28 protein-coding genes are annotated in these 25,492 nt (G+C 71.2%); 8 read left to right on the top strand and 20 right to left on the bottom strand.

The genetic code is table 11. The features are described from left to right. Window positions 1–109 precede the first annotated feature (109 nt). The 10 genes from F3H13_RS11590 to F3H13_RS11545 all read right to left on the bottom strand — a co-directional run bounded on the left by F3H13_RS11590 (window position 110) and on the right by F3H13_RS11545 (window position 11,342). Window positions 110–1,012: an NAD-dependent epimerase/dehydratase family protein gene (locus F3H13_RS11590; protein ID WP_149799187.1), complete on the bottom strand. Its 903-nt coding sequence runs from the start codon at window positions 1,010–1,012 to the stop codon at window positions 110–112. Next, a complete protein-coding gene (locus F3H13_RS11585) occupies window positions 1,009–1,461 on the bottom strand; it encodes a DUF5791 family protein (protein WP_149799186.1) in 453 nt (150 codons plus the stop codon). Before F3H13_RS11585 ends, F3H13_RS11590 begins: the two co-directional genes overlap by 4 nt. Before the next feature lie 81 nt (window positions 1,462–1,542). Then, a complete protein-coding gene (locus F3H13_RS11580) occupies window positions 1,543–4,764 on the bottom strand; it encodes a DUF7286 family protein (RefSeq protein ID WP_149799185.1) in 3,222 nt (1,073 codons plus the stop codon). Next, window positions 4,758–5,369, bottom strand: coding sequence for a DUF7284 family protein (locus F3H13_RS11575; protein WP_149799184.1), 612 nt, complete (start codon window positions 5,367–5,369; stop codon window positions 4,758–4,760). Before F3H13_RS11575 ends, F3H13_RS11580 begins: the two co-directional genes overlap by 7 nt. Then, window positions 5,360–5,833 (bottom strand): DUF7285 family protein, encoded by a 474-nt coding sequence (locus tag F3H13_RS11570; RefSeq protein WP_149799183.1) that lies wholly within the window; start codon window positions 5,831–5,833, stop codon window positions 5,360–5,362. Before F3H13_RS11570 ends, F3H13_RS11575 begins: the two co-directional genes overlap by 10 nt. 6 nt (window positions 5,834–5,839) lie before the next feature. Further along, window positions 5,840–6,340: a DUF7283 family protein gene (locus F3H13_RS11565; RefSeq protein WP_149799182.1), complete on the bottom strand. Its 501-nt coding sequence runs from the start codon at window positions 6,338–6,340 to the stop codon at window positions 5,840–5,842. A gap of 81 nt (window positions 6,341–6,421) precedes the next feature. Further along, window positions 6,422–8,263, bottom strand: coding sequence for a type II secretion system protein (locus tag F3H13_RS11560; protein WP_149799181.1), 1,842 nt, complete (start codon window positions 8,261–8,263; stop codon window positions 6,422–6,424). Next, window positions 8,260–10,200 carry an ATPase, T2SS/T4P/T4SS family gene (locus F3H13_RS11555; RefSeq protein ID WP_149799180.1) on the bottom strand — a complete coding sequence of 647 codons (1,941 nt, stop codon included), beginning with the start codon at window positions 10,198–10,200 and terminating at the stop codon, window positions 8,260–8,262. Before F3H13_RS11555 ends, F3H13_RS11560 begins: the two co-directional genes overlap by 4 nt. A 73-nt stretch (window positions 10,201–10,273) precedes the next feature. Further along, the gene (locus F3H13_RS11550) at window positions 10,274–10,738 is read right to left on the bottom strand and encodes a DUF7311 family protein (RefSeq protein WP_149799179.1); all 465 of its coding nucleotides are present in this window, start codon (window positions 10,736–10,738) and stop codon (window positions 10,274–10,276) included. Between the two features lie 7 nt (window positions 10,739–10,745). Beyond that, a complete protein-coding gene (locus F3H13_RS11545) occupies window positions 10,746–11,342 on the bottom strand; it encodes a DUF7310 family coiled-coil domain-containing protein (RefSeq protein WP_149799178.1) in 597 nt (198 codons plus the stop codon). A 74-nt stretch (window positions 11,343–11,416) separates the two neighbouring features. On the opposite strand from F3H13_RS11545, the gene F3H13_RS11540 reads away from it, so the two are divergent. Further along, window positions 11,417–12,496 carry a tubulin/FtsZ family protein gene (locus F3H13_RS11540; RefSeq protein ID WP_149799177.1) on the top strand — a complete coding sequence of 360 codons (1,080 nt, stop codon included), beginning with the start codon at window positions 11,417–11,419 and terminating at the stop codon, window positions 12,494–12,496. Between the two features lie 74 nt (window positions 12,497–12,570). Next, window positions 12,571–13,278 (top strand): phosphoglycerol geranylgeranyltransferase, encoded by a 708-nt coding sequence (locus F3H13_RS11535; RefSeq protein WP_149799176.1) that lies wholly within the window; start codon window positions 12,571–12,573, stop codon window positions 13,276–13,278. 705 nt (window positions 13,279–13,983) lie between these two features. Here the strand turns inward: F3H13_RS11535 and F3H13_RS11530 are convergent. Next, on the bottom strand, window positions 13,984–14,601 hold the full coding sequence (locus F3H13_RS11530) for a riboflavin synthase (RefSeq protein ID WP_149799175.1): 618 nt from the start codon (window positions 14,599–14,601) through the stop codon (window positions 13,984–13,986). Between the two features lie 110 nt (window positions 14,602–14,711). Here F3H13_RS11530 and F3H13_RS11525 point away from each other — a divergent pair, with 110 nt between their 5' ends. Then, window positions 14,712–14,984, top strand: a complete 273-nt coding sequence (locus F3H13_RS11525) for a DUF7533 family protein (protein ID WP_149799174.1) — start codon at window positions 14,712–14,714, stop codon at window positions 14,982–14,984. 15 nt (window positions 14,985–14,999) lie between these two features. Here F3H13_RS11525 and F3H13_RS11520 read toward each other — a convergent pair whose 3' ends face one another. The 6 genes from F3H13_RS11520 to F3H13_RS11500 all read right to left on the bottom strand — a co-directional run bounded on the left by F3H13_RS11520 (window position 15,000) and on the right by F3H13_RS11500 (window position 20,613). Beyond that, window positions 15,000–16,013 (bottom strand): BGTF surface domain-containing protein, encoded by a 1,014-nt coding sequence (locus tag F3H13_RS11520; protein WP_188128054.1) that lies wholly within the window; start codon window positions 16,011–16,013, stop codon window positions 15,000–15,002. A 72-nt stretch (window positions 16,014–16,085) separates the two neighbouring features. Beyond that, the gene (locus tag F3H13_RS11515; RefSeq protein ID WP_149799173.1) at window positions 16,086–17,420 is read right to left on the bottom strand and encodes a M24 family metallopeptidase; all 1,335 of its coding nucleotides are present in this window, start codon (window positions 17,418–17,420) and stop codon (window positions 16,086–16,088) included. After that, window positions 17,417–19,261, bottom strand: coding sequence for a UvrD-helicase domain-containing protein (locus F3H13_RS11510; protein WP_149799172.1), 1,845 nt, complete (start codon window positions 19,259–19,261; stop codon window positions 17,417–17,419). Before F3H13_RS11510 ends, F3H13_RS11515 begins: the two co-directional genes overlap by 4 nt. 105 nt (window positions 19,262–19,366) lie before the next feature. After that, entirely contained in the window at window positions 19,367–19,525 is a 159-nt protein-coding gene (locus F3H13_RS16245) for a DUF7563 family protein (protein WP_167551915.1), read from the bottom strand. An 86-nt stretch (window positions 19,526–19,611) separates the two neighbouring features. Continuing rightward, window positions 19,612–19,794 carry an HVO_0416 family zinc finger protein gene (locus F3H13_RS11505; RefSeq protein WP_017341975.1) on the bottom strand — a complete coding sequence of 61 codons (183 nt, stop codon included), beginning with the start codon at window positions 19,792–19,794 and terminating at the stop codon, window positions 19,612–19,614. Window positions 19,795–19,902: 108 nt separating this feature from the next. After that, window positions 19,903–20,613 (bottom strand): plastocyanin/azurin family copper-binding protein, encoded by a 711-nt coding sequence (locus tag F3H13_RS11500; RefSeq protein WP_394349066.1) that lies wholly within the window; start codon window positions 20,611–20,613, stop codon window positions 19,903–19,905. Window positions 20,614–20,741: 128 nt separating this feature from the next. Between F3H13_RS11500 and F3H13_RS11495 the strand changes: the two genes are divergently transcribed. Genes F3H13_RS11495 through F3H13_RS11485 form a run of 3 tightly spaced genes read left to right on the top strand, consistent with a single transcriptional unit; the run spans window position 20,742 to window position 21,666 of the window. Then, entirely contained in the window at window positions 20,742–21,092 is a 351-nt protein-coding gene (locus F3H13_RS11495) for a winged helix-turn-helix domain-containing protein (protein ID WP_149799171.1), read from the top strand. Window positions 21,093–21,094: 2 nt separating this feature from the next. Next, window positions 21,095–21,394 (top strand): DUF7521 family protein, encoded by a 300-nt coding sequence (locus F3H13_RS11490; RefSeq protein WP_149799170.1) that lies wholly within the window; start codon window positions 21,095–21,097, stop codon window positions 21,392–21,394. After that, the gene (locus tag F3H13_RS11485; RefSeq protein WP_149799169.1) at window positions 21,391–21,666 is read left to right on the top strand and encodes a DUF7521 family protein; all 276 of its coding nucleotides are present in this window, start codon (window positions 21,391–21,393) and stop codon (window positions 21,664–21,666) included. Before F3H13_RS11490 ends, F3H13_RS11485 begins: the two co-directional genes overlap by 4 nt. A 20-nt stretch (window positions 21,667–21,686) precedes the next feature. On the opposite strand, the gene F3H13_RS11480 is transcribed toward F3H13_RS11485, so the two are convergent. Together F3H13_RS11480 and F3H13_RS16535 are read right to left on the bottom strand one after the other, a co-directional pair. Further along, window positions 21,687–22,229 (bottom strand): CDP-2,3-bis-(O-geranylgeranyl)-sn-glycerol synthase, encoded by a 543-nt coding sequence (locus F3H13_RS11480; RefSeq protein ID WP_149799168.1) that lies wholly within the window; start codon window positions 22,227–22,229, stop codon window positions 21,687–21,689. Beyond that, on the bottom strand, window positions 22,226–22,351 hold the full coding sequence (locus F3H13_RS16535) for a hypothetical protein (RefSeq protein ID WP_262488604.1): 126 nt from the start codon (window positions 22,349–22,351) through the stop codon (window positions 22,226–22,228). Before F3H13_RS16535 ends, F3H13_RS11480 begins: the two co-directional genes overlap by 4 nt. Here F3H13_RS16535 and F3H13_RS11475 point away from each other — a divergent pair. Together F3H13_RS11475 and F3H13_RS11470 are read left to right on the top strand one after the other, a co-directional pair. Further along, complete coding sequence (locus tag F3H13_RS11475; protein WP_149799167.1) at window positions 22,350–23,189, top strand: proline dehydrogenase family protein; 840 nt, start codon at window positions 22,350–22,352, stop codon at window positions 23,187–23,189. The two genes, F3H13_RS16535 and F3H13_RS11475, sit on opposite strands and share 2 nt — an antisense overlap. 108 nt (window positions 23,190–23,297) lie before the next feature. After that, complete coding sequence (locus tag F3H13_RS11470; protein ID WP_149799166.1) at window positions 23,298–24,026, top strand: DUF502 domain-containing protein; 729 nt, start codon at window positions 23,298–23,300, stop codon at window positions 24,024–24,026. Window positions 24,027–24,082: 56 nt separating this feature from the next. Here F3H13_RS11470 and F3H13_RS11465 read toward each other — a convergent pair whose 3' ends face one another. After that, window positions 24,083–25,012 carry a branched-chain amino acid transaminase gene (locus F3H13_RS11465; protein ID WP_149799165.1) on the bottom strand — a complete coding sequence of 310 codons (930 nt, stop codon included), beginning with the start codon at window positions 25,010–25,012 and terminating at the stop codon, window positions 24,083–24,085. Between the last annotated feature and the right edge of the window lie 480 nt (window positions 25,013–25,492).

Genomic DNA, 25,492 nt, shown 5'->3' with positions numbered 1-25,492 from the left:
CGCTCCCGACACATGAAGGTTCGTTACCGTTCCGACGGACTGGAACCGACGGAAAACCCAGTGATCGGGCGACGACGCCCGGAACCGGCCGCCGTCCGGTCGAGCCGCCCTACTCCGCCCGCGCCCGCCACGCGCGCACGGCGCCGCGGTACCCCGACCGGAACGTCGGGTGAGCGAACTCGTAGCCGAGTTCGCGGAGCAGCGCGTTCGAACACCGCTTGCTCGTCCGGATCCGACGCTCCGCGGCCGCGGAGAGGTCGCCCGCCGCGATCCGCTCGTCCTTCGACAGCTTCTCCGGACGGGGGACGCCGCAGGCGTCCGCGAGCCAGTCGGCGAACGCGTGCTTGTCGGCCGGTTCGTCGTCCGCGACGAGGACGACGCGGTCGCGCGCGCGGTCCGTCTCCAGCAGGTGTCGGATCGACCCCGCGGCGTCGTCGCGGTGGACCATGTTCAGGTAGCCGGCCGTCACCGGCCCCTCCACGTACCGCTCCAGCCGGTACCGGTCGGGACCGTACAGCCCCGCGAACCTGACGACCGTCCCGTCGATTCCGACGTCGGCCGCGCGCTCCGTCGCGATCCGCTCGGCCTCGGCGAGGACGCGGGTCTTCTCGGTGGTGGGCTCGACCGGTGTCTCCTCGTCGACCCAGCCGCCGTCGTGGTCGCCGTACACGCCGGTCGAGGAGGTGTACACCAGGCGGTCCGGCGGGGACGCCCGCGAGCCGTACTCGTCGACGACGTTCGCCAGCCCGTCCACGTACACCTCTCGCGCCGCGTCGGCGCCGCGTCCGCCGGAACTGGCCGCGAAGACGACCGCGTCCGCGTCCGGCAGCGCCGTGAGCGAAACCGGATCGGTCGCGTCCGCCCGGACGGCCTCGACGTCGGGGCCGACGGCGTCGACCGCGTCGAGCCCGCCGTCGGACCGCCGAACGCCGGTCACCGCATGCCCCCGGGCGTCGAGCTGTTCCGCCAGCGCCAGCCCGACGTAGCCGCAGCCGACGACGACGACCCTCATGGCTTCCGGCGCTCGATGACCGCGAGGATCTCCGCGAGCTGTCCGAGCGTCATCGCGGTCCGCCCCTCCAGCGCCTGCTGGACCTCCTGGCCGGTGAGGTCGGCGTCGATCTTCGCCGCGATCGCGTCGACGTCGAGGACGGCGGTCGCCATCCCCATCAGCAGGTGATCGCGGACCTCCGCCACCATCGCGTCGGCGTCGCGGTCCGGATTCGCCGCCGCGAGGACGGCCGCGCCGTCCGCGAGCGAGAGCGCCGCGACGTTCCCCTCGCGGGCGGCGCCAGCGTCCGCCTCGCTCAGGCCGACCTCGTCGACGAGCCGGTCGCCCTCGACGCTCGCCGCCGCCTCCGTCACCATCGATCCGAAGGCGACGAGTAACTCCCCTGCCGCCGGCTCGTCAGCGTCGACCTCGGGTCCGGCTCCGCGGTCGACGACGACTTCGTGAAACATATCCTCATTCGGTCACCGCGTCTCAAAACGCCTGCGGTCGGGCGCGTCCCGGTGGTCCGACGCCCGCGACCGGCAGACACCTCACGTCTCCGTACACTCGTCGCCCGCCCCCGGCGACGCGCTCAGCGCTCCCGGACACGGCCAGCCGCCGGAGGTCTCCTCGCGCGTCCCGTCGACGTCGCCGACGCCGGGCGGCCCGGCCGGGACGGCGACGACGACGACCGTCCGCGTCTCGAACGCGATTGCCTCCGTCTCCCCGAGCGTGACCGACTCGCCGTTCACGTCCACGCCGACCGCGCCGGGCTCTCTGACGTACTCGAACGGACGGTCGGGCGTCCCGACGTTCGCCCGGAGCGCGAACCGCGGGTACTCGCCGCGAACCTCGACGTTCCACGCGTTGACCGTGGCCACCCAGTACCCGGGGACGGGCGCGACCGGAAGCCCCGCTCCCACGCTCCGAACGGGCTTCGGAACTCGCTCGTCCGGCACCGACGCGACCGCCTCCTCGGCGCGGCCCTCGATCGCCGACTCGACCTTCTTCCGACGGATCTGCCGGGACGCGGCCGTCGTCTCGTCGACGAACCGGGCCGGAACGCGGACCGCGTCCCGCCCCGCCTCCTTTCGCGTCTCGACGCGGAGGTGCGCCGCGAGCCCGAGCCGTTCGGCCGACGACAGAGATCCCATCCGGGCCGCCTCCCTCGCGACGCGGTCCGGATACTCGCCGTCGCCGACCGCGACGGCCCTGTCGCCGAGCGAGTCGTAGTCGACGGCGGCGTTCTCCAGCACCGCGTTCCGCTGCTCGCGCGAGAGGTCGGTCCGCTCTGCGAGCCGGTCCGCCAGCGCGTCGTCGACGCGCCGCAGCGAGTCGTCGACCCGTCCGGCGAGGACGTTTCGGTCGGCGCGGAGGTCGTTGTCGTCGGCCGCCGCGAATGCCTCGTCGGCCGCGAGGAGCGACCGCCCGGCGACGCCAAGCCGGACCGTGTCGTCGGTGCCGAGGATCCGGTCCGCGATCCCGCCGGAGACGTCGCTGTACGGGAGCGTGACGTAGTTCACGTTTCGCGTCGCGAGCGGCCGTGTCGTCGTGCCGTCGACGCCCTCGACGCGCTCGCCGTCGACCGCCGTCCGCGGGAGGTAGCCCGGCGACCCCTCCGGGGCGAACGTGACGGCGCCGCCCGGCCCGCCGTCGCCGACGGCGTAGGTCCCCGGGTCGCGGGCGGCCTCGCGGCTGGCGATCACCTCGCCCACCGGCGGCCCGCCGAACGCGTCGTTCACGCGGTCCAGAACGCCGTCTGTCGCCTTCTTCCTGTCGTCTGCCGCTAATTCGAGCTCCTCGATCACGGCGTCGAGATACGCGGTGCGGGCGGCGACGCGCCCGCGGTCGACCGCGCCGTCGTACCTCGACGGGGCGTCCCGGAGGCGCTCTCGTCGGTCGCGTACGGTCGCGGCGAGGTCCCGGTAGGGGGTCGACTCGCCGACCGCCGCGTCGGCCATCGACGCCTCGGTCTCTAGCTCACGGACGCGCTCCGACAGCGACGAGACGTCCGCCGCGATCCGGTCCAGATCCGCGTCCGACCGGTCGCCGTACACGACGGTCGACCGCGTCTCGTCGCCCCCTTCGACGGCGTCGCGCGCCAGCCGGTCGACGTCGCCGTCGGTCTCCACGTTCAGGTCCGCCCTCGCGGCCGCCGGCGTGTCGGCGAGGTCCGGCCCGTCCACGTCGCCGCCCTCGGCGGCGCCGAACGTCGCCGTCGGTCTGTCGGGCGCGTCGTCGCGCGGCGCGTACGTCCCGGTCACCGACACCCGGACGCGGTACCGGTCCGTCGCCTCGTCTCGCGTCACGGCGCGGTCGACGCTCACGTTCCGTACCGTCCCGTTCGGTCCCCGCTCGACGACTCGCCGCTCCCACGTCGCGGTCTCGGCGCGCTCGACGACGACCTCCCGGATCGCGCCGCCGAACGACACCGACTCGCCGGCCGACACCGTCGCGCCGTCGGTCCCCGTTCGGAGGTCGCTCCCGCCGACCACGCGGACGCGTTCCGTCCGCGACGTGTCGACCCGCCGCCACGGCTCGTCGAGCAGCGATCGGGGGCGGTCCGGCGTTACGGGCCCTCCGTCGACCACCCGCGTCGCCTCCGTCTCCGCGGTCGCTTCGACGCGGTGGCTCGCCCGCGCGATCGATTCGAGGTCGTCGTGGACGCGGGTCGCGGCGCGGTCGGCCGCGTGCCCGACCTCGACCGACGCCGACTCGCTCGTCGGATCCGCCGCCGGGTCGAACGCCGCGTCCTCGCTCGCCGTCGCGTCCCCGGTCGTCGGTCCCTGCTCTCCTTCGACTTTCGGCCTCGGCGTCGGCGCTCCGAGGACGGCGTCCGTCCAGGAGGCCTCGTCGACCCCGGTCGGCGACAGCAGATCGGTCACGCCGGTCCGGGCGGTCGCCCGCGCGACGCCGCCGCGCGCGTCGGGGTCGCTGGTCCCGAACACGTCCCGCTGAACCCGGACGATCCCGGCGTTCGTGGACAGCTCGACGTGGCGGTTCGCGACGACGTTCTCGACGGGAGCGCCGGCGTACTGACCGTATCCCCGGGCCCACGCCGTCGCGTAGAGGCTGGCGGTGACCTGTCGGCCGAGCCCGGGCCCCTCGACGGGCCCGCGGTTGAGTCGGCGCTCGAACCGCTCGGTCCGCTCGTGCGCGGCCAACGTCGGCACCGCGACCGTGACCGTCCGCGACCGCGTCCGGTTCACGACGGTTCGCCCGTCCCGGGTCGCGGTCGTCGAGACGTCCTCGAACGTCACCCGCGTCGCGGTCCCGTTCGCGGTCGGTTCGACGCTAATCCGCTCGCGCGCCGCGACGAGATCGTCGGCCGAGTCGACCGCCGGGAGCGTGGCGTTCGCCTCGACGCCGCCGACATCGCTGTCGACCGCGCGCAGCGCCTCGGCGCCGGCGATCGCGAGCCGGACCCGGAAGGCGTCCTCGAACGCGGAGCCCTCGCGGACCGCTTCGGCTCCCGGTTCCGTTCCGGTCGGCGCACGCGTCACCGGCTCCGCCGCCGCGTCGTGGGCCGCCTCACGAGCCGCGCTCCTGAGGGCGGCGGTGACGTCGGCGTCGACGCGCTCGACCGCGCGTTCGACGCGGCGGTCCTCGCCGACGAGCCCCTGCCCGGCGAGTCCCGCTGCGTAGGCCGAACTCGTCACGAGCAGCAGCACGCCGACGAGCGCGAAGGGAACCCGCGCCCGCTCGTCCACGACGATCGTGCGCCGCCGGCCGGCGCTCGACCGACCGCCGTTCCGGCTCCCCACGGTCACCACCTCCGGACGACGATCCGGACCTCGGAACCGGAGCCGCGGCCGTCCGACTCCCCAGCGCCGCTGCCGACGCCTGTCGGAAGCGGGTGTCTGACGACCGCGACGCCGACGGTGGCGTCTCGCGGCGGTTCCGCTCCGACGGCGATCGTCCACCGGTCCTCGTCCGTGGTCGCTCCGGACGAGGCGGTCGCCGGCGCCGTCCCCGGGGACGCGCCCCGCGCCCGGTATCGCTCCGGTACGCCGGCCACTCTCTCGTCCGTCCGCCTCGGCCCGTCGACGGTCACGTCGACGCGCGTCCGCGGACCGACACCGGACCGAACCCTGTCGACCGCCCGGCGGTCGAACGCCGTCCTCTCGCCTCCGTCCGCGCTTCGTTCGGCCACTAGCGCGAGCAACTCAGCGCGTGTCGCGTGGACGCGGCGCGTGTCGTTCGGCGCGTCCTCGTCGGGGTACGTCACGGTCGCGGTCTCGGTGACGAGTCTGTCCGCGGCGTCGGTCGCCGTCGGTCCGTCGGGGCCGCCGGCGTCGCTCGCGCCGAGGGCGACGACGCTCGCGGAGACACAGAGCAGCAGCACGGTCACGTCGAGGACGGTGCTGGTCACCGCCACACCACCGCCCGGAGCGTCCCGCGCACGTTCCGCCCCGGCGCGACCCGGACCGTCACCCGCCGCTCGGCGACCGCGACCGCCTCCGCCGACCGGACCTCCGGCGGCCCCGGCGCGTCCGGACCCGACGCGGCCAGCCACCGCTCGCCGGCCGCCTCCAGTTCGATCGCGGTCGCGGTCCCCGGAGCCTCGATCCGCCGCATCCGATCCGGGTCGACGACGCCGCCGACGGTGATCGCCTCCTCGGCTCGGTCAAGGGCGCCCTTCGCGGTAGACCGGTCGTCATCGGGCGCCGCGTCGGCGAACGCACCGGCGTACAGCCCCAGCGCGAGCCCGACGACCACCACCGCGACGAGCGCAGCGATCGGTTCGACGGCGGCGCGGTCGGCGTTCGAGAACGTCGCGGTCGGCCGCTTCGACTCCCCCGCCGTATCCGATCCGTCCGAACTCGCGGGATCGTATGACACGCGAGATCACCCCACGAGCGTCACGCGGACGTCGCCGTAGTGTACCCGTCGGACCGTGATCCGCTCCGGTGCGGGTCTCCACGTCGCGTCCGCCGCTCGCGCGCGCTCGGCCGCCGCCGCGAACGCAGCCGGATCGTCGAATGCGGCGTCAGGGGGAGCGCCGGCGAGGATGCGCCGAAGGCGCGCGTCAGTCGTCGCCTCCGGCGGCACGCCTGCCGCCGGTCGGACCACCGGCGTGACCCGCGCGGCGTCGAGCGTCGCTCGCGCAGTCCCCCGATCGTCACCGAGCGACACGGAGCCGTTCGCGATCCGAATCCGATCCGCTGCGACGCCGTGTTCGGCGGTCGACGGGTACTCCCCGCCCGCGACCGAGTCGACCGTGCGCGCGACGCCGTCGGCGTCCGGCGGCGGCGAGGCCGGAAAGGCGGCGGCCACGCCGACGGTCGCGACGCTCACGACTGCCAGGCCGAGCCACGCGTACGTGGCGTCAGGGTACGTCTCGAACATGGCGCGGCTGGCCGCGGCTTGGTATATAAATGATCGGCGCAGAGGTCGGGTCCGATCCCGGTCTCCCCCCGTCGCCCGGCTTCAAAACAGCAGGCCGGCGCCGGCGAACGCGACGAGGAACGTCGCGGTCGCCGTCGGCAGCGCGATGCCGATCCGATACGCCACCAGCGTCCGGTCGAATCCTCGCTCTAACCCCGTCGCGAGCCCAGTGAGAAGCGCGGCGAGCAGCAGTACGTACGTCCCCACAATCCGGCCGAGCACCGGTACCGACAGGGACCCCGCGCCGCCGCCCGTCTCGGCCGCGCCGCTCCCCCCGGCCGCACCGGCGGTGCCGCCGCCGCTCAGCCCGCTGCCGCTCAGCCCGCCGCCGCCGAGCACGTCGGCGCCCGCCGCCGCCCCGGCGCCGAGGCCGCCGACATCGACCGCGCCGATCCCCGTCGCGAGCGCGACGGTCGCCCCGCCGACGAGCGGCGCGAACACCGCGGCGGTGTTCGAGAGCGTCCCCGTGACGCTCGCTAGCTGGCGTCGCGCGTCGCGTTCGAGGTCGCGCAGCGACTCCAGCTGGTCCGCGAGTTCTAACAGCACGTCGCCCGCGGGGCGGCCCTCCCGCGCGGCGACCGAGAGCAGCGCGATAGCGCCCCGGAGCCGAGGCGACGGGACGGGAGCAGCCGGCCCGCCCTGTCCCAGGAACGCCTCGCGGACGCCGACCCGAAGCGTGTCGCTGCGCCGCCCGGCGCGTTCGAACAGCTCACCGGTCGCGCCGTCCAGGCGCTCGCCGGCGTTCGCGACCGCGGTCTCGACCGCGACGCCCTCGGCCACGTCGCCGCCGATCACGGTCATCGCGTCCGGGAGGCCGCGCTCGACGTCCCGCACGTCAGACAGCACCGCCCGGCGGGGTCGCGCGAGGACGAACAGCGCGCTTCCGACGCCGACGCCGACCCCCGCGACGGGCCACGCCCACGGCGCGACGGCCCGCGCGGCGACGACGGCCGCCGCCGCGCCGAGGGCGCACCCGGCGAGGAGCGCGTGGCCGCGACGCTCCGGCACGTCGGGGTGGTCGCCCCCGATCTGCGGCGGCGGAAACGCGACCGGTCGGCGGAAGAGCAGCCACGCCGAGGCGGCCACCAGCCCGCCGGGGAGCGCGACGAGGTACAGGCCGGCGACCAGCCCGGGGCCGATCGCGACGCCGGCCGCGGCGCCCGCGGGAAGCAGCGCGATGAGCGCCAGCGGCAGCAGCACGCCGAACGCGTACAGTGCGGAGACCGGGCCCCGAACCGCGCCGACGAACGACGCGAGCCGGTCGGTGGTTCCCGAGAGCGTCGCGTCGAGCGCGCGGTCCAGACACCGACCGCGACGCTCAGGCGGCGCGGTCGCCGCCGTTCGGACGAGCGCCGCGGCGCGATCGATCGCCGGGAACCAGGGGCGCCACTCGCGGGCAAACGCCTGAATCCCGCTCGTCGGTCCGTCCGCGCTCCCCCGCTCGTGGCGCGAGAGTGCCTCGGCCAGCGGTCCGTCGCCCGTCCGTCCGGCGAACCGCACGGCCCGTTCGGTCGAGGGGTCGAGTCGCATCCGCAACACGAGCCGCCCGACTAGGCCCGGCGCCGCGCCGAGCGCCCGCGTCCGTCGGAGCGACGCCAGCCACACCGGGGCCCGGTGGACCGCGTGTACCCCGGCGACGAAGGCGGCCAGCCCGGCGGGCGCGGCGGCGACCGCGCCGACGACGAGCGCCGCGACGGCGGTGACGACCGCGCCGGCGACGGCGCCGACGCGGTACCCGACACCCACGACCCGCTCGGCGGAGGAATCCCACCCGAGGAACGCGACCGCGCGTCGCAGTTCCGCCGAGGCGGCCGAGTCGTCCCCGGTGCCGGAACGGATCGATCTGCCGGATTGGCTCGACTGGATCGACTCACGCTCCGTCATCGATCGCCTCCATCGTACCGCGCCGGCGCGATCCGTCCCGCTCGAACCGCGTCGCGGATCCGGCCGCTCCGCCGATCGACGGCCTCCCGCACCGCGGCGTACGACTCGTCCGAATCGGCGAGGTCCTCGATCAGTCGGCTCTCTCCGCGGTCGATCCGACCCGTCGCGACGAGTCCCCGCTCGGTCCGCTCGAAGAGCGGATCGAAGCTCGCCCCGTCGTCGTGATCGCCGACTTCGACGATCGATTCGACGCGGTGGTCGTCGAGGACCGCGATCAGGTCCGTCGCGGCGAACGACGAGCGGGCGACCCCGAGATCGGTGACGACCCGCTCCTCGACGGCCGCCGGGTCCTCGCCGTGGATCGTCCCGAGGACCGTCTCACCGGCGGCTCCGACGCGCATCGCCTCGTACAGTGCCCGCGCTTCCTCGCCGCGCACCTCGCCGACGCTTATCGCGCCGCCGCCCATGCGGAGCGCGGTCCGCACCGCGTCCGCCGGCGCGAGTTCGGCGCCGTCCCCGACGCGCAGTCGCTGCGCGTCCCGGCCGACGTCGGCGAGCGCGTCCACCGGGAGTTCCGGCGTGTCCTCGATGACGATCGTCCGCGTCTCGGGGGGCAGCTCCCACAGCAGCGCTCCGAGTGCGGTCGTCTTGCCGGCCGCCCGTCCCCCCGCGACCAGCCCGGTCACGCCGCGCTCGACGGCGACCGACAACAGCCCGGCCGCCGCGGGCGTGAGCGTGTCGACGGACACCAGCCGAGCGAGCGTCCACGCCTCCGGATCGCCGCGTCGGAAGGTGAACGAGAGGCCGTCGCTCGCCGGGGCCGTGGCCGCGGCCACCCTGACCCGCCCGGTCTCGGACTCGATCGTCGCGTCGAGCGTCGGCGTCGCCCGCGAGAAGGCCCGCCCGCTCGCCCGCCGGAGCCGCGACGCGAGCGTGGCGGCCCCCTCGGGCGGGAGCCGCACGTTCGTCCGGCACCGTTCGCCGTCGAGGACCACGCGGAGGGGATTCTCCGCGACCGGCGCCGTCACCGTCGCGTCGCTCACCCGGTCGTCGGCGAAGACGTGTTCGAACGCGCCGTAGCCGTGCGTGTGCCGCCGCAGAATCTCGGTCAGGTCCGCAACCGGGTCGCCGTCGGTAGCCACCTCCCGCACCGCGCGCCCGGGCGCCCTATCACCGCCGCGGGGGTCGTCGAGTAGTCGGTCCCGCGCGGCGGCGAGGGTCGCCACGCTGTCGGCGTCGAGGTCGGCGCTCGGCGTGGTGAGGTGATACGTCCTGAGCGAGTCGTCGCCCTCGTAGAGCCGTACCGTCGCTCCGGTCGGAACCGTCCAGCGGTCGACGAGCGCCGCACCCGGCGGGGGCGCGGCCGCGACGCGCGCGGTCGCGGCGGTCGGGCCGACGTGCGCACGCAGCCGTTCGCGCATATCGCGTTCGCCCGCTCCCCCGTCCGCGTCTCCGGCGAGTTCCTCGGCGGCCGCCAGCAGCCCTGTCTCGGTCGCGATCCGCTTCGCAGGGCCGGCGCGGCCGGCCGCCTCCGCGGCCGCCCCGAGCGGATCGCGGACGACGCGGTCGGCGAGCCGCTCCTCGTGGAACCCGATCCGCTCCCGGAAGCGCCCCGCGGCGATTAAGAGGTCGGCCGCGCGGTCGGCGTAGGCGCGCTCCCGCCCGCGGTGTCGCGTCCTGATCACGTCGGCGTCGCGGTCGGTGAGCGCCGTAATAACGGTCGCGAGGCAGTCCGGGCTCGCGGCGAGGTCACCGCGTCCGGGACAGCCGTCCGTGTCGACGTCGAGTACCGCCCGGTCTTCGACGCCGGTTCCCACCGGCTCGCGGAACGTCGGCTCGCACCGGCACTCGCGGGTGTCGCCGTCGATCCACGGGAGCAGTCGGAGCGGCGTCTCGCCGCCGTTGCCGGCGACCTGCTCGACGAGATCGAGGTTCATGGCGGGCGTGGCCGCGCTCTGGTATATAAACGATCGCTCGGACGTCCGCCCGCGTCGCCTCCGGTCGACCCGCTCATCCGATGCGACGGATCTGGACCGTTGGCCCGTCGTCGTCGACGTATCGGACCCGGATTCGGTTCGCTCCGCCCGGCCGGAGCTCGATCGGCCCGCCGCCGAGATCGACGGCGGTCTCCGCGGGCCCTGTCCCGACGCGGAGCGTGCGCTCCGGCCGGCCGTCGACCCGGTACGCAAGCGCGACGCACCCCGGCCGGTCCGGCGGTTCGACGAGCGCGATTCGGTCGATGTCAGCCGCGGCGAACCCCGTCGGAACGCGGAGGAGGACGGTCGTCTGCGCCGCCATTGCGGGGTCGTTCACGGGGGTCGCATCTGCGACGACGCCGCCGATCGCGCGCTCTAACCGGTCCGCCTCGGCGCCGATCCGCTCCGCCGTCGTCGCGGTCCGAGCCGTCTCGACCGCGGGCATCGACGCCGCCAGCAGCGCGACCGCCACGAGGACGGTGAGAACCACGCGGATCACGGCTCGCTCACAGCGACTCCCGGAGCCGGTCCAGCGCGTCCGTCGCCCACGCGCCGTCGTCGTCACCCGTGGCCCCACCGTCCTCGTTGCTCCCGCTGCTGCCGGTGTGCGGTCCGGATGCCGGCCGGTCGTCCGGCAGGGCGGCGTCGAGGGCGCTCTCCGACGGCACGGCGCCGTCGGCGTGTTCTCCACCGCTCGCGCCGCGTTTGATATCGCCGTGGCCGACGCCTCGGCCGCCCTCTCGCCCGGCCTCGGTCGCCCGCGCCAGCGCGAGGTCGGCCCGCCGCTCCACCTCGCGGTTGACGGCCCTGACAGCCCCCGCGTAGCCGCGGACCGCCTGCGTCGCCGCCTCCAGCTCCGCGACGCGCTCCTCGAGGTCGTCGAGCCGCGACTCGAGCCGCTCGCGCTCGGCGGTCGCCTCCGCCTCCGCGGCGGCGTCCGCCGGCCGCGCGTCGCTCCCCGTCACCGCGCGCTCGACGGCGCGGAGTCGGGCCTCGATCCGGTCGCCCGGTCCGTTTGTCCCCGTCGGTGCCGCCTCCGTTTCTGATCCCGCGGCCTCCGTTCCCGCCCTCGACGGCTCGGTGCCCTGTGCGTGGTCGGTCATGCGACCCGTTGCCCGCGGTTTCACTCTTAAATGTCGGGGAAAGTGTATTGTCGAGGGAACTGGTACGTCTTCGTATGAAAGCAGTCCTCCTCGGCGTCGGACAGGCGGGCGGCAAGCTGACGACCGCTCTCGCGGAGTTCGACGCCGACGCCGGCTACGGCGCGGTCCTCGACGCGCTCGCCGTCAACACGGCCGCGGCCGACCTCGATCCCCTCCCGCTCGAAACGGTCCTCGTCGGGCAGTCGCGCGTCAGCGGGCACGGCGTCGGCGGCGACAACGAACTCGGCGCAGAAGTGATGGACGAAGACGCCGTCGAGGTGCTCGACGCGCTCGCGCCGAAGGTCACTGCGGAGGCCGAGGCCATCTTCGTCGTCGCCGGCCTCGGCGGCGGCACCGGATCCGGCGGCGCGCCGGTCCTCGTCCGCGAGCTGAACCGGGTGTACGACGTCCCCGTCTACGCGATCGGGGTTCTCCCCGGCCGTGACGAGGGGACGATGTACCAGGTGAACGCCGGGCGGTCGCTCAAGACGCTGGTCCGCGAGGCGGACGCGACGATCCTGCTCGACAACGACGCGTGGCGCTCCTCGGGGGAATCCATGGAGGGCGGCTACGAGGCGATCAACGCCTCGATGGCGAAGCGGGTCGGGCTCATCCTCGCCGCCGGCGAGGCGGTAGAGGGGGTCGGCGAGTCGGTCGTCGACACGAGCGAGGTGATCAACACGCTCCGCGCCGGCGGGATGGCCGCGGTCGGGTTCTCGTCGGCGCCCGCGGCCGAGGACCCGGAAGAGAACGTCACCACGGTGACGAGCGCGGTCCGCAGCGCGGTGATGACCGGCCTCTCGCTGCCGAGCGCCACCGACGCCGACGCCGCCCTCGTCGCGGTCGCCGGCGACCCGGACCGGATCTCGCGGAAAGGCGCGGAGAAGGCCCGTAAGTGGCTCCAAGAGGAGACGGGGTCGATGCAGGTCCGCGGCGGCGACTTCCCGCTCGACTCCGAGCGGGTCGCCGCGCTCGTGCTCCTCGCGGGCGTCGAGCGCTCGCAGCGCGTCGAGGCGTTCCTAGAGCGCGCGCGGCAGGCGGTGCGCGACGAGCGCGAGGAGAAGCCGGACCCCGCGGCCGCGTTCGAGAACGACGAACTCGACGACCTGCTGTAGCCTCCGCTCTCGCGTCGCCCGCTCGCGGGACAGGTTCCGCACCTTTTTGGTTCCCGCCGGTGGAGTCGCTTCCGATGAACAACCCGTGGGACGACTGGGACCACGTGCTGAAGGTCGACCCCGACAAGGACCTCCGGCCGGGGGAGACCTTCGAGGACGTCTGCCGGACCGGGACGGACGCGATCGAGATCGGCGGGACCCTCGACGTCACCGCGGAGAAGATGTCGCGCGTCGTTGACGCCGCCGCGGAGTACGACGTGCCGCTGTACCAGGAGCCGTCGAACCCGGGTGTCGTGATCGACTCGCCGGCGCTCGACGGCTACCTGATCCCGACCGTGTTCAACGCGGGCGGCCCCTTCTGGATCACCGGCGCGCACAAGGAGTGGGTCCGCATCGACGACCTCGACTGGAGCCGGACCCACACCGAGGCGTACATCGTGATGAACCCCGAGGCGTCGGTCGCCCAGCTGACGGAGGCCGACTGCGACCTCAGCGCCGACGACGTGGCGGCGTACGCGAAGGTGGCCGAGCGCATGTTCGGCCAGGAGATCGTCTACGTCGAGTACTCGGGCACCTTCGGCGACACGGAAAAGGTCGCGGCCGCCCACGACGCCGTAGCCGACGCCACGCTCTTCTATGGCGGCGGCATCCACGACTACGAGTCGGCCAACGAGATGGCCGCCCACAGCGACGTGATCGTCGTCGGCGACCTGCTCCACGACGAGGGCGTCGACGCCGTCCGTGAGACGGTGGAAGGCGCGAAGGACGCCCACGACGACTGACCACCTTTTCGCTTCCACTTTTTTCTCGTCGGGTTCCCTCGCTCACTTCGTTCGCTTCGGGAACCGCTCCTCGAAAAACCTGGAGGGAAAAAGCCAACGGCTCGGCGTTCGCCTCGCCGTCGGTGAACCGCTCGCTTCGCTCGCGGATGCTCCGTACGGGGAAGACAGTCGATCTGCTGGACCGAGTGGACCGGCGATGCGGTCGGCGCGTGCCTCCGAGTGCCCATCGGGCGCGAGGAGCACGCGCGAGGGAGTCGGTCGCCGAGCGAAGCGACGGCGACCGACGAGGCTGGGGAGGCGTGAGGTGCTGTGCGGTTGCGGTCGGGTGGGGCTCAAAGGGGCAGCCGCGAGGCGGGCGCAGGCGACGCAAGCACCGCAACGAGAGAGCGAACGGAGTGAGCGATCGAGTGAGGAGCGTGGTTCGAGACGCCTTCGGCGTCTCGTCATCCCGAAAATCTCTGATTTTCGGGCGACAGCGAGCGTGCGTCCGCCTCGCGGCTGGGGCTTTGGAGGTGTTCGTCGTCGCGCCGGGGTCAACTATTTATAAGTGAGCGGCTGGAGCTTTGGCGGTGTTCGTTGCCGATCCGCAGGCAGCGGCTTATAAACGAGCGACCTGAATTTAAAAACGGGTTTCGTAGTCTCGTCTCCGGAGTCACAAAACCGAGCAACCCTAAATTTCGATATGCCACCTCGCCGCAACAGCGCTCAGGCGTATCCGTCCAGCATGTTCTCGACGTACTTCGCAATCACGTCGACCTCCAGGTGGACCGGGTCGCCGACCGACTTCTCCGAGAGCGTCGTCAGGTCGTACGTCGTCGGGATGATCGCGACGTCAAACTCCCCGTCGCGCTTTTCGGCGACCGTCAGCGAGATCCCGTCGAGCGTCACGGAGCCCTTGTCGACGAGGTAGTCGCCGTGCCCCTCGGGGATCGCGAAGGTGAACCGCCAGTCCTCGCCGACGCGCTCGATCCCCCTGACTTCGGCGACGGTGTCGACGTGGCCCTGGACGACGTGGCCGTCGAACCGCCCGTCAGCGGGCATCGCGCGCTCGACGTTGACCGCGTCGCCCTCGGCCACGTCGCCGAGGTACGTCTTCGCGACCGTCTCGCTCGCGAGGAACACCGCGAACCAGTCGCCGCCGGCGTCGGTGGCGTCGTCGTCGCTCCCGTACTCTTCGACGGTCAGGCAGACGCCGCTCACGCTTATCGACTGGCCGTGGTGGAGGTCGTCGAACCCGTCGACGCCGATCCGCAGGCGAAGCCCGTCGTCGGTCTCGGTCCGCGCGCGGACCGTTCCGGTGTCCTCGACGATGCCGGTGAACATACCGGAACTGGGGGCGGGCGACGGATATCGGTTCTGGGTCGACGCGGTCGGGACGCCCGCCCCGTCGCGCGCCGCGTCCCTTTTGCCCCCCGGGGATCAACGGAGGGTCGATGCGACTCGGACTGCTGGACATGATCGGGCTGGCGGCGTCGCTCGTCTTCGCGCTGCCGCTCGCGAACTACGCCGTCATCCGGCTGGTCGCCGGCGAGGTCGCGCTGGGCGGCGGCCTGCTGGTCGTCGCCGTCGCGATGGTGGTCCTCCCGCAGTACTTCCTCGATCCGGCCCGGATCGTCCGCCGCCTGCTCTCCGGGCTGCTCCCCCGACAGCTCAGGGGGGACGACCCCGACGCCAACGGCTCCGAGGGCGATTCGGTCGAGAAGTAGCCCGGTCCAGCCCCGTTACCCTCGTCGCCCGGCCACGAGTGCGGCGGCGAGAAGCGCGAGTCCGCCAGCGACGGCCCCGAACCCGGGCGTCTCGACGTCGAGACCGCCGTCGCGCTCCTCGACACCGACCTCCTCGTCGACGACGAGCACCTCTCGCTCGACTGGCTCGTCGAGGGCTTCGTTCCCACGGACGGTCAGCGTCGCGCGGTCGCCGTGGGTCGCCTCGCTCAGGTCGACGGTCGCGGTGGCCGACTCGTCTTCGACGGTCGTCTCGTTCTGTACGATGAACCTCGGACTCGCGTCTCCGGCCGACCGAACCCGGACGCTCACCGTCTCGCCGTCGTCGAGGTCCACCGGAACGCTCACCTCCGTCTCCGCCGGCTCGACGAGCAGGTCGGCCCCCTCCACGTCGGACTCGGTGACGGTGGCGGGCTCGGTCGACCCCTCTTCCGCGTCGCTTTCCCCGGTCGCGTTTCCGCCGCTCCCGGTATCGTCCTCTCCGTCTTCGACGACGAGGGTACCGACGTCGGTCGGTTCGCCGCCGGCGACGAACAGCTCCACGTCGTAGTCGCCGGGGGCGACCGCGTCGTTGAGGGACGTCTCGTAGTCGACTTCGACCGTTCCGTCGCCCCGGGCGGTCACGGTTTTGCCGTCCCCGCCGGCCTCGGCGTGGTCGAACACGAGCGACGTGGCACCGTCAGCTGCCGGCGTCACCGTCGCGCGGAGCTCGTATCCGACCTCGTCCTCGTCGCCGACGGTGACCTCGAACGCCTCGACTGAGCTGCTATTGACGACGATAACGGCGGTTTCGCCCTCGCTTACGGTGCTGAGTTCCGTGTCGAACTCGGCGCTCCCGTGAGCGGTGGCGGCGCCGGTCCCGACGAGAGCGACGCCCGAGACCGAGACGCCGACGAGTGCGACCGCCGCTACGAGAAGCGTCAGTGCGGCCGGGAGTCTCTTCGGCACGATACGCCGACCCGGATCGGCCTCGTCGGCCTCACCGGTTTCGATGGAGGGCTTCGATCGCATGCGTATCGGGCTTCGACGGGTACAGAAAAAGACACGCCGATAGCTCAAACAGCGGTCGTAGCTATCGGCCGGTCACTCGCGCGCCTGCGGCACGATCCCGAACGGGTACGCGGCCAGTATCTCGTACCCCTCGTCGGTGACGAGGACCAGGTCCTCCAGTCTGACGCCGCCGACGTCCGGGTCGTAGACCCCGGGCTCGACGGTCACCACGTGGCCCGGCCGCAGTTCGCCCGCGCCCGACAGCGACGGTCCCTCGTGGAGGCTCACGCCGACGCCGTGTCCGGTGCCGTGCGTGAAGCCGGCCTCGCCCTCGTCGCCGTTCGGGTCGAACCCGTACGCGGCCAGTTCCGCGGCCGCTTCGCCGTGAACCGTCTTCGCCGGGACGCCCGGTTCGACCTCGTCGAGCGCGGCCTCGCGGGCGGCCTCGACCGCGACGTACGCGCGGCGCTCCCAGCCGCCGTCGCCGTCGACGACGAACGTCCGGGTCACGTCTCCGTAGTAGCCGTCAGGGCCGCGCGGCGAGACGTCGAGCAGCACCGTCTCGCCGGGCCGGACCGGGTCGTTGCCGACGTAGTGGAGGTCGGCCGCGGACGGGCCGGCACCGATCACCGTGTTGCCGGCATCGCGGACCCCGCGCGCGGCGAGGACCCGATTCACCTCGCGCCGGAGCCGCTCCGTCGTCAGGGGCTCGCCCTCCCAGCGGAGCGGCGGGGGGCGGCTCGATTCGGGACCCCCGTCGACCGCTTCGACGACCTCGCTCTCGGCGAGGACCGACTCGGCGCGGGCCATCCCGGCGACCGCCGCGCGCTGGACGCGGCGGAGGCGGTCGACCTCCGCCGGCGTCTTGCGCGCCCTCGCGGCCGCGACCGCGTCCGTCGATGCGAGGTCGTTGCCGGCGCGTTCCAGGTACACCGCGGCGTCGTGGGGGACCGACGCGGGGGTGAGAACGGTTCGGTCGCCGTTTTCGGCCGAGACGAGGTCGCCGAGGACGGCGGCCGCGCGCTCGCCGGCGTGGTCGCCGAGGTCCTCCGTCCGGACTTCGCGGACGACGCCGTCGTGGAACCCCGCGCTCGCGTCGTCGGTCGGCTCAGCGTCGTCGTCGGTCAACTCCGCGGTCGAGACGCGCGCGCTCGCGACGAACTCGCGTTCTGTCTGCTCGCGGAACAGCGCGGGGGCACAGAGGACGGCTCTGTCTGCGGGCTCATCCGGAACGACGACCAGCGCTGACGGTCGGTCGGGTCCAGAAAAGCGCGTCAGGTACCGCAGGTCGTCGTCGAAGCGGTCGCCGACGGCGACGAACGCGGCCGCGTCGGCGTCGCGGACCGCCTCGACGACCGGCCGGAGGTCAGTCCGGAGGGGGCGGAGGTCCGCTTCGGCGGCTTCCGGCGTCGCGTCGTCCCCGCTCACGGCTCGGGCTCGGGCACCGCCAGCTCCGCCTGGACCTCCTCGACGAGCTCCTGGGCCGGCTCCTCGCGGAGCTCGTTGAACAGGAGGACGCTGATCGGGAGCGTCGGCGCGCCGCTGATGAGGCTCTCCATGATCACGAGCCGCTCGCGGGCACGTGACATCCCGACGTAGAAGACGCGGCGCTCGTTGTCGGTGAGGACGGGCACGGGGCTCGTCGCCTTCGTGAACTCCTCGACGCCGTCGACGTCGGTCGGATCGTCGATGGAGGCCGCCATCTGCTCGACCACCTTCTCCGTGAGGTCGGTCGCGACGAACACGTGGTCGGCCTCGCGGCCCTTCGCGGAGTGGATGGTGCCGACGCGGACGCGGGTCGGGTCGGCTCCCCGGTAGTCGCCCTCGAAGTACGCGCCCATCGACTTGCGCTGGAAGCTCGTCACCTTCCGGACCATGTCGTCGGCGCTCGCGGTGTCCGGCATGAACGGGATGTACTCGTCGAGGGTGTCGGCCGCGATCTCGATCAGGGAAACGTCGTCGGCGTCGGCCGCCTCCTCGCGGTCGTCGAGGAAGTCGTAGAACTCCTCGCGGTCGTGGGTGCCGAACGCCGACTCCTGGAGCATGTCGGCCAGCCGGCGCGCCTCCAGGCCGGTGACCGGCTCGTCGGCCTCGGCCTTCTCGACCGCGCTGACGTAGTCTTGTACCCGGTCGGTCCACATCCGGCCGTCCGTGAGCATCGTGAACGGGATGCCGTGGTCGATGAACTCGTCGATAAAATCGAACATCTGGTACCGCGCCCGGAACAGGCACATCACGTCGCCCTCGTCGTCCTCGACGGTGTACCGGACGTTCCGAACGAGTTCGATCATCGAGGGCGACTCGATCGCCTCGACGGTGCCGCCCTCCTTGCGCGGGTGGAGGTCCTTCTCCTGGCGTTTGTCGATGTGGCGGATCTCCGCGTTGACGACGTTGAGGATCTCAGAGGGGAGCCGGTAGGAGTTCGGGAGGACCACGTCCTCGTCGACCTCGGTGTCGAGGAGGAGGTCGGGGTCGGCCCCCTGCCACGCGTAGACGACCTGGTCGTCGTCGCCGGCGATGAGCACCTTCTCCATGTGCGGGCGCCACTCCTCGAAGACGTTGTACTGGAGCGTCGTGATGTCCTGGAACTCGTCGATGATCAGGTAGTCGACGCTGGGGACGAGCGAGCGCTGCGCGACCCGTTCGAGCATGTCCGCGAAGCCGACGAGGTCGTTGTCGCCCTTGTACGCCCGCCACGCGCGGATCGTCTCGGGGATATCGATCCGGTCGTCGTCGGAGGGCCACGTCGGCGTGTACTTGTTCCCCTGCTGGGCGTTGGGGTCCTCCTCGGGCGGGAGCCGGACCTCCTCGACGTTCCACTGGAAGGGCACGTCGTACCAGTCGGCCACGTCGCGCTCGGTGCGCTGGAGCCACTGCGAGGTGGCGATGATCTTGTTGCCGATGGTCGTCGAACGCGCGGTCCGGCGGCCGGCGCCGCCGTGCTGGTCCTCGAACTCGATGCCGTACTCCTCGCAGAACGCCTCCTTGTCGTCCTCGCCGACGACGTCGCCCCGCGAGAGGTCGAGCAGCTCGTACGCCTTCGCGTGCATCGTGCTCACGTTCCCCTGAAGGCTCCGCGGGGAGACGTCGAGCCGCTCGGCGAGTCGCTCGCGGATCTCCGCCGCGGCCGCGCGCGTGTACGAAACGACGAGCACGTCGCGGACGTCGGCGCCCTCCTCGTCGAGGATCTCCTCGACGCGGTCGAGGAGCGCGGTCGTCTTCCCGCTCCCTGGCCCCCCGAACAGCCGCGTCACCGTGGTATCGGTCATTGTTACTCCCAGATTCCGACTCTCCTTAAACGCCGTGGCTCGGTGATACTCGACCCGGTCCCGGTTCGACCCCGGCGGATCGGCGTCTCATCTCTCCGTCGGCCGTCAGCTGCTCCGCGTCGCGCGCGCCTCGCGGACGTCGGCGCCGTCGCGGACCAGGTCTTCGCAGGCCGGACAGACGCGGGGCCGATCGACCTCGTTCGGGGTGAACACCCGAACGTAATCTGTCGTGACGAACGAACCGCAGTTCTGACAGGTCGGCATGGTAGTCACTATCGAGTAATTCCACATAATACTACCGGGGAGTATGACGGAAAGAAAATTCGCGGACCGCGTCGGCGCCGCGAGCGTCAGTTCGGCCGCCAGTCGCAGACCGAACAGCGAGCGGATCCCTCCTCGTGGAGCGCACCGCACTCGGGACACTGGAGCTTATTATAGGATCGCTCCCAGCGTACGATCTCTGTCTCGTGACCGTGATCGGAGAGGAACTCGTCGAACACGTCGTCGTCCGAGCTGGGTGCACTACTAGACATGCGTGTGAGTGAATGACACGCGAGTATAAATATCTTCTCACCGTTCCCATCTCGCTGTCGAGACGCGGACGAACGATCGATACCCTCGGCGAAAACGGGTGAATCCGATCAGTCGTGTCCGTGTCCGAGGGCCTCGTTACACATGTCGTTGAGTTCCGTGATCTTCTCGCGGACGGCGTCCGGCTTGTCCGCCGGCGGGTCGTCGAGCGCGGGCTGCTCGTGTGCGTCCGGCTCGCCGACGATCACGCTGCCGATCATCCCGCCGGCCTCGTGGGGAGCGCAGTAGTAGTGGTAGACGCCTTCGGTCTCGAACGTGTGTTCGAACGTCGCTCCGTCCTCCGAGAGCATTCCGCTGTCCCAGGCCTCGGTCCCCTCGGGGACGAGCCGCGGCTGGTCGTTGCCCGGGTGGTACGCCGCCGCGTTGTGACTCCCGCTCCCGAGGGTCCATGTGACGGTCCCACCGGTCTCGACCCTGGCGACGTGCGGTTCGAAGTGAGTCCCGCCGTCGTCGGTCGTCACCATCTCGACCCCGGCGGTCGGCGTCATGTCACCGACGCCCCCGTGCCCGTCGTCACCGTGTCCGCCGTCGTCGTGGCCGTCGCCGCTCTGTTCGTCCCCGGCCTCGTCGTGACTGTCGTCCTCGTCGCTGTGATCCTCTCCTCCGGACGTGTCGCTGTGATTCTCCCCATCCGACGTGTCGGTGGGTTCCGAACCCGACTCACCGGTGCTCCCGCTCGAACAGCCCGCGAGACCGACGGCCGCAGCAGCGCTTGACAGCTGTACCACCCGCCGACGCGTGTAGTGTTCTCGGTTTGTCATCGTCGGATTCCTCTGCACCTGAGAGTACACGGGGGAGTATCATAGACGGCTATCCTGTTTTGCGCGCGACGCAAAACGGCTCTTATATTACCACTCGACGGGGAGTATCGGTATCAGAGGGAATCTCTGTGTCAACAGACGATAGCAACGACGAGCTCCTCGAACTCCTCGGCCAAGAGCGCGTCCGACAGGTCCTGGCCGCGACGAGCCGCGGGCCGCTGTCCGCCAAGGAGCTCAGCGACGAGTGCGACGTCGCACTCTCGACTATCTATCGACGGGCGGAGGAGATGGTCGCCCACGACCTCTTAGTCGAACGGACACAGATCGAGCCGGACGGGAGTCACCACAGCGTTTTCGTGGCGAACATCGACCACCTCGACGTCGACATCGACGACGGTAAGATCGACGTCTCCGTCCACGTCCGCGAGGACGCTGCACAGCGTTTTTCGCGTATCTGGAGCGACATCAGGGAGCTATAACAATGCACATCGAACTCGTCATCGCGAAGCTCATTACGGTCGGATTAGGGCTGTTAATAACGAAACAGGCGTACAACGGCTACAGGTCCTACCGGAGCGAACCGATGCTGTACGTGGCCATCGGATTCCTCTTCATCACCGTCGGCTCGGTGCTCGAAGGGATCCTCTTCGACGTGGTCGGGCTGTCGATCTTCGTCGCGGGGACGATCCAGACCGGTCTCGTCGCCGTGGGGATGCTCGTGATCCTGTACTCGTTACACGGCCAGTTCTCCGAACCGTCGAGCGGGGGTGACACACCGTGACCGGCGACTGGGCGGTCGTTTTGACGCTCACCCGTGCCATCCTCCTCCTCTTGGGACTCGCCACCACCGCGGTCAGTTTCCGCGCCTATCTCCGCGAGGGGACACGCTACCTCCGCGACGCGACGATCGGGTTCGCGTTCATCACCTTCGGCGTTCTCATCGAGGGGTTCCTCTACCAGCTCACCGCCCTGACACTCACCCAGGTCCACGTCGCGGAGTCCGTCGCGATAGCCTGCGGGTTCCTCGTCTTACTCCGGTCGTTCCTCCGCTGATCCCGCCTCCCGAGTCGCGCCTACCACGGCTCGTTCTTCACGCCGAGCGCGTACGCGCCGACGTTCGTGACGACGTGGAGGACGGGGGTCATCACGAGGACGACTGCGAGGACGCTTGGCGTGAACACCGCGAGCGCCCAGTCGGTGTCGACGAGGAAGACGAGGGCCAGCGCGCCGACGACGAAGTCCAGCTGGTCGAGCCCCGGGAACGCCGCGCCGCGCTCGCGACCGGACCGGCGCTTGAGGAAGGAGGCGCCGATGTCGCCGCACATCGCGCCGAACGCGAGCGCGAACGCAGCCGGCAGCGCGAACGTCGGCAGCTCGGCGCCGAGCGCGGCGCTCGCGGAGTCGGCGAGCGCGTTGAGTCCGAGCGCGAGCAGGACGCCGACGAGGGTTCCGACCGCGGTCCCGCGCCACGTCTTCCCGTCGCCGAGCAGCCGCGCGCCGCGCCACTCGCGGCCGCCGTCGATGGGGCGCCCCCCGCCGGCCAACACCGCGGCGTTGTTCGGGACGTACGCCGGGAGCATCGCCCAGAACGCGGTCGCGACAAGCGTACCGATCATGTCTCCACCGGCGGCGCGCGGGGTGTTATAAACCTCGGATCGCGCTTCCGGTCGTGACCGCTCCCGGTCACGGCCGCCGGGTCGACAAAGGTAAAGTTCGCCCCGTCCGGAAGTATGAGCATGATTCCCCCTATCGCCCGGCGGTTCGTCGCCGGCGAGAGCGTTCCGGAAGCCCTCGATCACGCCCGCACCGCGAACGAGGACGGCGTCGCGGTCATCCTGAACCTGCTCGGCGAGCACTACGACGACGCCGCGGACGCCCGCGCGGACGCCGACACCTACCTCCAGTTGCTCGACGACATCGCCGACAGCGGCCTCGACGCCTGCGTCTCGGTGAAGCCCTCTCAGATCGGGATGGACGTCTCGACCGACCTGTTCGAGGAGCACTACCGCGAGATCGTCGCGCGCGCCGACGAGCTTGACGCCTTCGTCTGGTGTGACATGGAGGACGCCGACACGACCGACGCCACCCTCGACGCGTTCGAGTCCATCGCCGCCGACTACCCGTGGAGCGTCGGGCAGTGTATCCAGTCGAACCTGAGACGCACCGCGGACGACCTCGACCGCCTCGTCGACGTCCCCGGCAAGATCCGACTCGTGAAGGGGGCCTACGACGAGCCGTCGTCGATCGCGTACACGGACAAGGCGCGCGTCGACGAGGCGTATCGCGACGACCTCCGATACCTCTTCGATCAGCGGGACCGCGGGGTCGCCGTCGGCAGCCACGACCCCGCGATGATCTCGCTGGCGGACCGGCTCGCGCGCGAGCACGGCGCCGACTACGAGGTCCAGATGCTGATGGGCGTCCGCGAGGACGCACAGCGGGACCTCGCCGCGCAGGGGGTCGACGTGTTCCAGTACGCGCCGTACGGCGACAAGTGGCTCTCGTACTTCTACCGGCGCGTCCGCGAGCGCAAGGAGAACCTGACGTTCGCGGCCCGGGCGGTGTTGGGGCAGTAGTCGGGTGATGCCCGATCGCCGGCGGCCGAGCGCCGCCGACTGAGCGCCGACCGAGCGCCGCCGCGTGGAAGCGCTCTTAAGGGTCGCCGACAGATACCAACGCGATAGATGTCCACGTGGAAACGCGACTTCGCCAGCGGGCTCATCGTGCTGGCGCCGCTCCTCGTTTTACTCTTAGTCCTCCGCTGGATCTACCAGTACATCGCCTCGATCCCGCTGATCGAGGGCCTTCAGCCCGAAGTCATCCCCGCGCCGTTAGAGCCCATCTCTCGGGTCGTTATCGCGTTCGCGGTGTTCGCGACCGTCGTCCTCGCGGTCGGCTACTTCATGCGGACGACGCTCGGCCGGCTGGCGGAGTCGGCGGTGGACGACACGATAAACCGCATCCCGGCGCTCCGGGTGGTGTACAACGCCTCGAAGCTCGCGATCGAGACGGCGATCTCCGGCACCGACGAGCTGCAGAGCCCGGTGTACATCGAGACGTGGCCCGGAATCCGGATGACCGCCTTCCGGACGGGGAAGAAGACCCGCGACGGCAAGATCGTCTTATTCATGCCGACCGCCCCGAACATCACCACCGGCTTCGTCATCGAGGTCGAGCCGGAGCGGGTCGAGGAGACCGGCGAGACCGTCGAGGAGGGGATGACGCGGGTCCTCTCGGCCGGGTTCGCGGAGTCGGCCCATCAGGTCCCCGTCCACGAGGAGACCCCGGGCGAGGGCGACGGCGCGGACGCGCCGGACGGCTTCGGTCACGTCCGGACCGACGGCACCCCGGGCGACGGGGAGGGGTCGGCGACCGAGGGACGAGGGTCGGCGAGTAGCGGTCCTAGCGAGTAGCGGTTCTGGCGCGTCGCGATCCTGAAAACCGGTCGGCGAAAAGTTGGGGAGGCGGGTTAGAGGTACGTGAACCACTCGTCGTGGTCGTCGGTCCGCCGCTCGACCAGGTCGAAGAAGGCCTGCTGGAGCTCCTCGGTCACCGGGCCGCGGGTGCCCGCGCCGATCTCGGTGTCGTCGACCGAGCGGATCGGGGTGACCTCGGCGGCGGAGCCGGTGAAGAATAGCTCGTCGGCGGTGTACAGCTGGCCGCGGGAGATGACGGCCTCGTCGTGGACCTCGTAGCCGCGCTCCTCGGCGAGGGCGATCACGGTGTCGCGGGTGATCCCCTCGAGGATCGACTGGGCCAGCCCGGTGGTGTATATCTCGCCGTCGTTCACCAGGAAGATGTTCTCGCCGGGACCCTCCGCGACGTTCCCCTCCTTGTTGAGGACGATGGCCTCGACGTAGCCGTTCCGGCGCGCCTCCTCGCCCGCCAGCATGGAGTTGACGTAGAGGCCGGTGGTCTTCACGTTCGTCGGGACCTGCGAGGAGGCGTGTTTCCGCCACGAGGAGACCATCACGTCGACGCCGTCTTCGAGCGCCTCCTCGCCGAGGTACGCGCCCCACGGCCACGCGGCGAGCACGAGGTCGGTCGGGCAGTCCTTCGGCGAGACGCCGAGCGAGTCGTAGCCGTAGTAGGCGATCGGTCGGATGTACGCGGAGTCGAGGTCCTGCCGCTCGAGGAGTTCGAGCGTCGCCTCGGTGATCTCCTCCCGGGAGTGTTCGATCTCCATGTCGTACATCTTCGCGGAGTCGAACAGCCGGTCGAGGTGCTCCTCCCACCGGAAGACCGCCGGCCCCTGATCGGTGTCGTAACAGCGGACGCCCTCGAACACGCCGCTCCCGTAGTGGAGCGCGTGGGTCAGAACGTGGGTCGTCGCGTCCTCCCAGTCGAGGAACTCCCCGTTCTTCCAGATCGTGTCGACGTCCATCTCGTCGAATCCCATAGTACGTGGTTGCGGCCGGCGGGCTTAAAACTGTGACAACCGGCCGGGGACTGCCGCGAGAAAGCGAGGTCTGATCGCAGCGTGGGGTTGGGTTTCGAATACGGTGCTGCTACCGCGGTAGCCGGTTCCGGGACGCTGGCCGATGGGTTGTAAATGGATGTGCGCAGATCGCCGGCGAACACTGCTGAAGCGCCAGCTGATAACTTATAAATAGATTCCTGTGGGTTGCCGACGAACACCGCCAAAGCCCCAGCTGCTCGTTTATATAAGATCAAGGAGAATACCTGCGGCTTTAGCCGCAGGATGAATCCGACAACTTGGAATCAAACCACGTTGGACTCCCTAGTTCGAGTTTCTAATGGATACTTTGAAGTTTCAAGAATCGCTATATGTCGGTAAGGTCAGGTCGGAACGGAGCGGATTCCGAACGACCTTCGGAGGCGGCCTGTCCGCCCTCGTAACGAGGCAGTATCCGAAACG

The organism is Halorubrum xinjiangense, assembly GCF_900102375.1.
Taxonomy (GTDB): Archaea; Halobacteriota; Halobacteria; order Halobacteriales; family Haloferacaceae; genus Halorubrum; species Halorubrum xinjiangense.
Note: the sequence above shows the minus strand (reverse complement) of the source record. Positions and strands in the feature narration are given on the sequence as shown.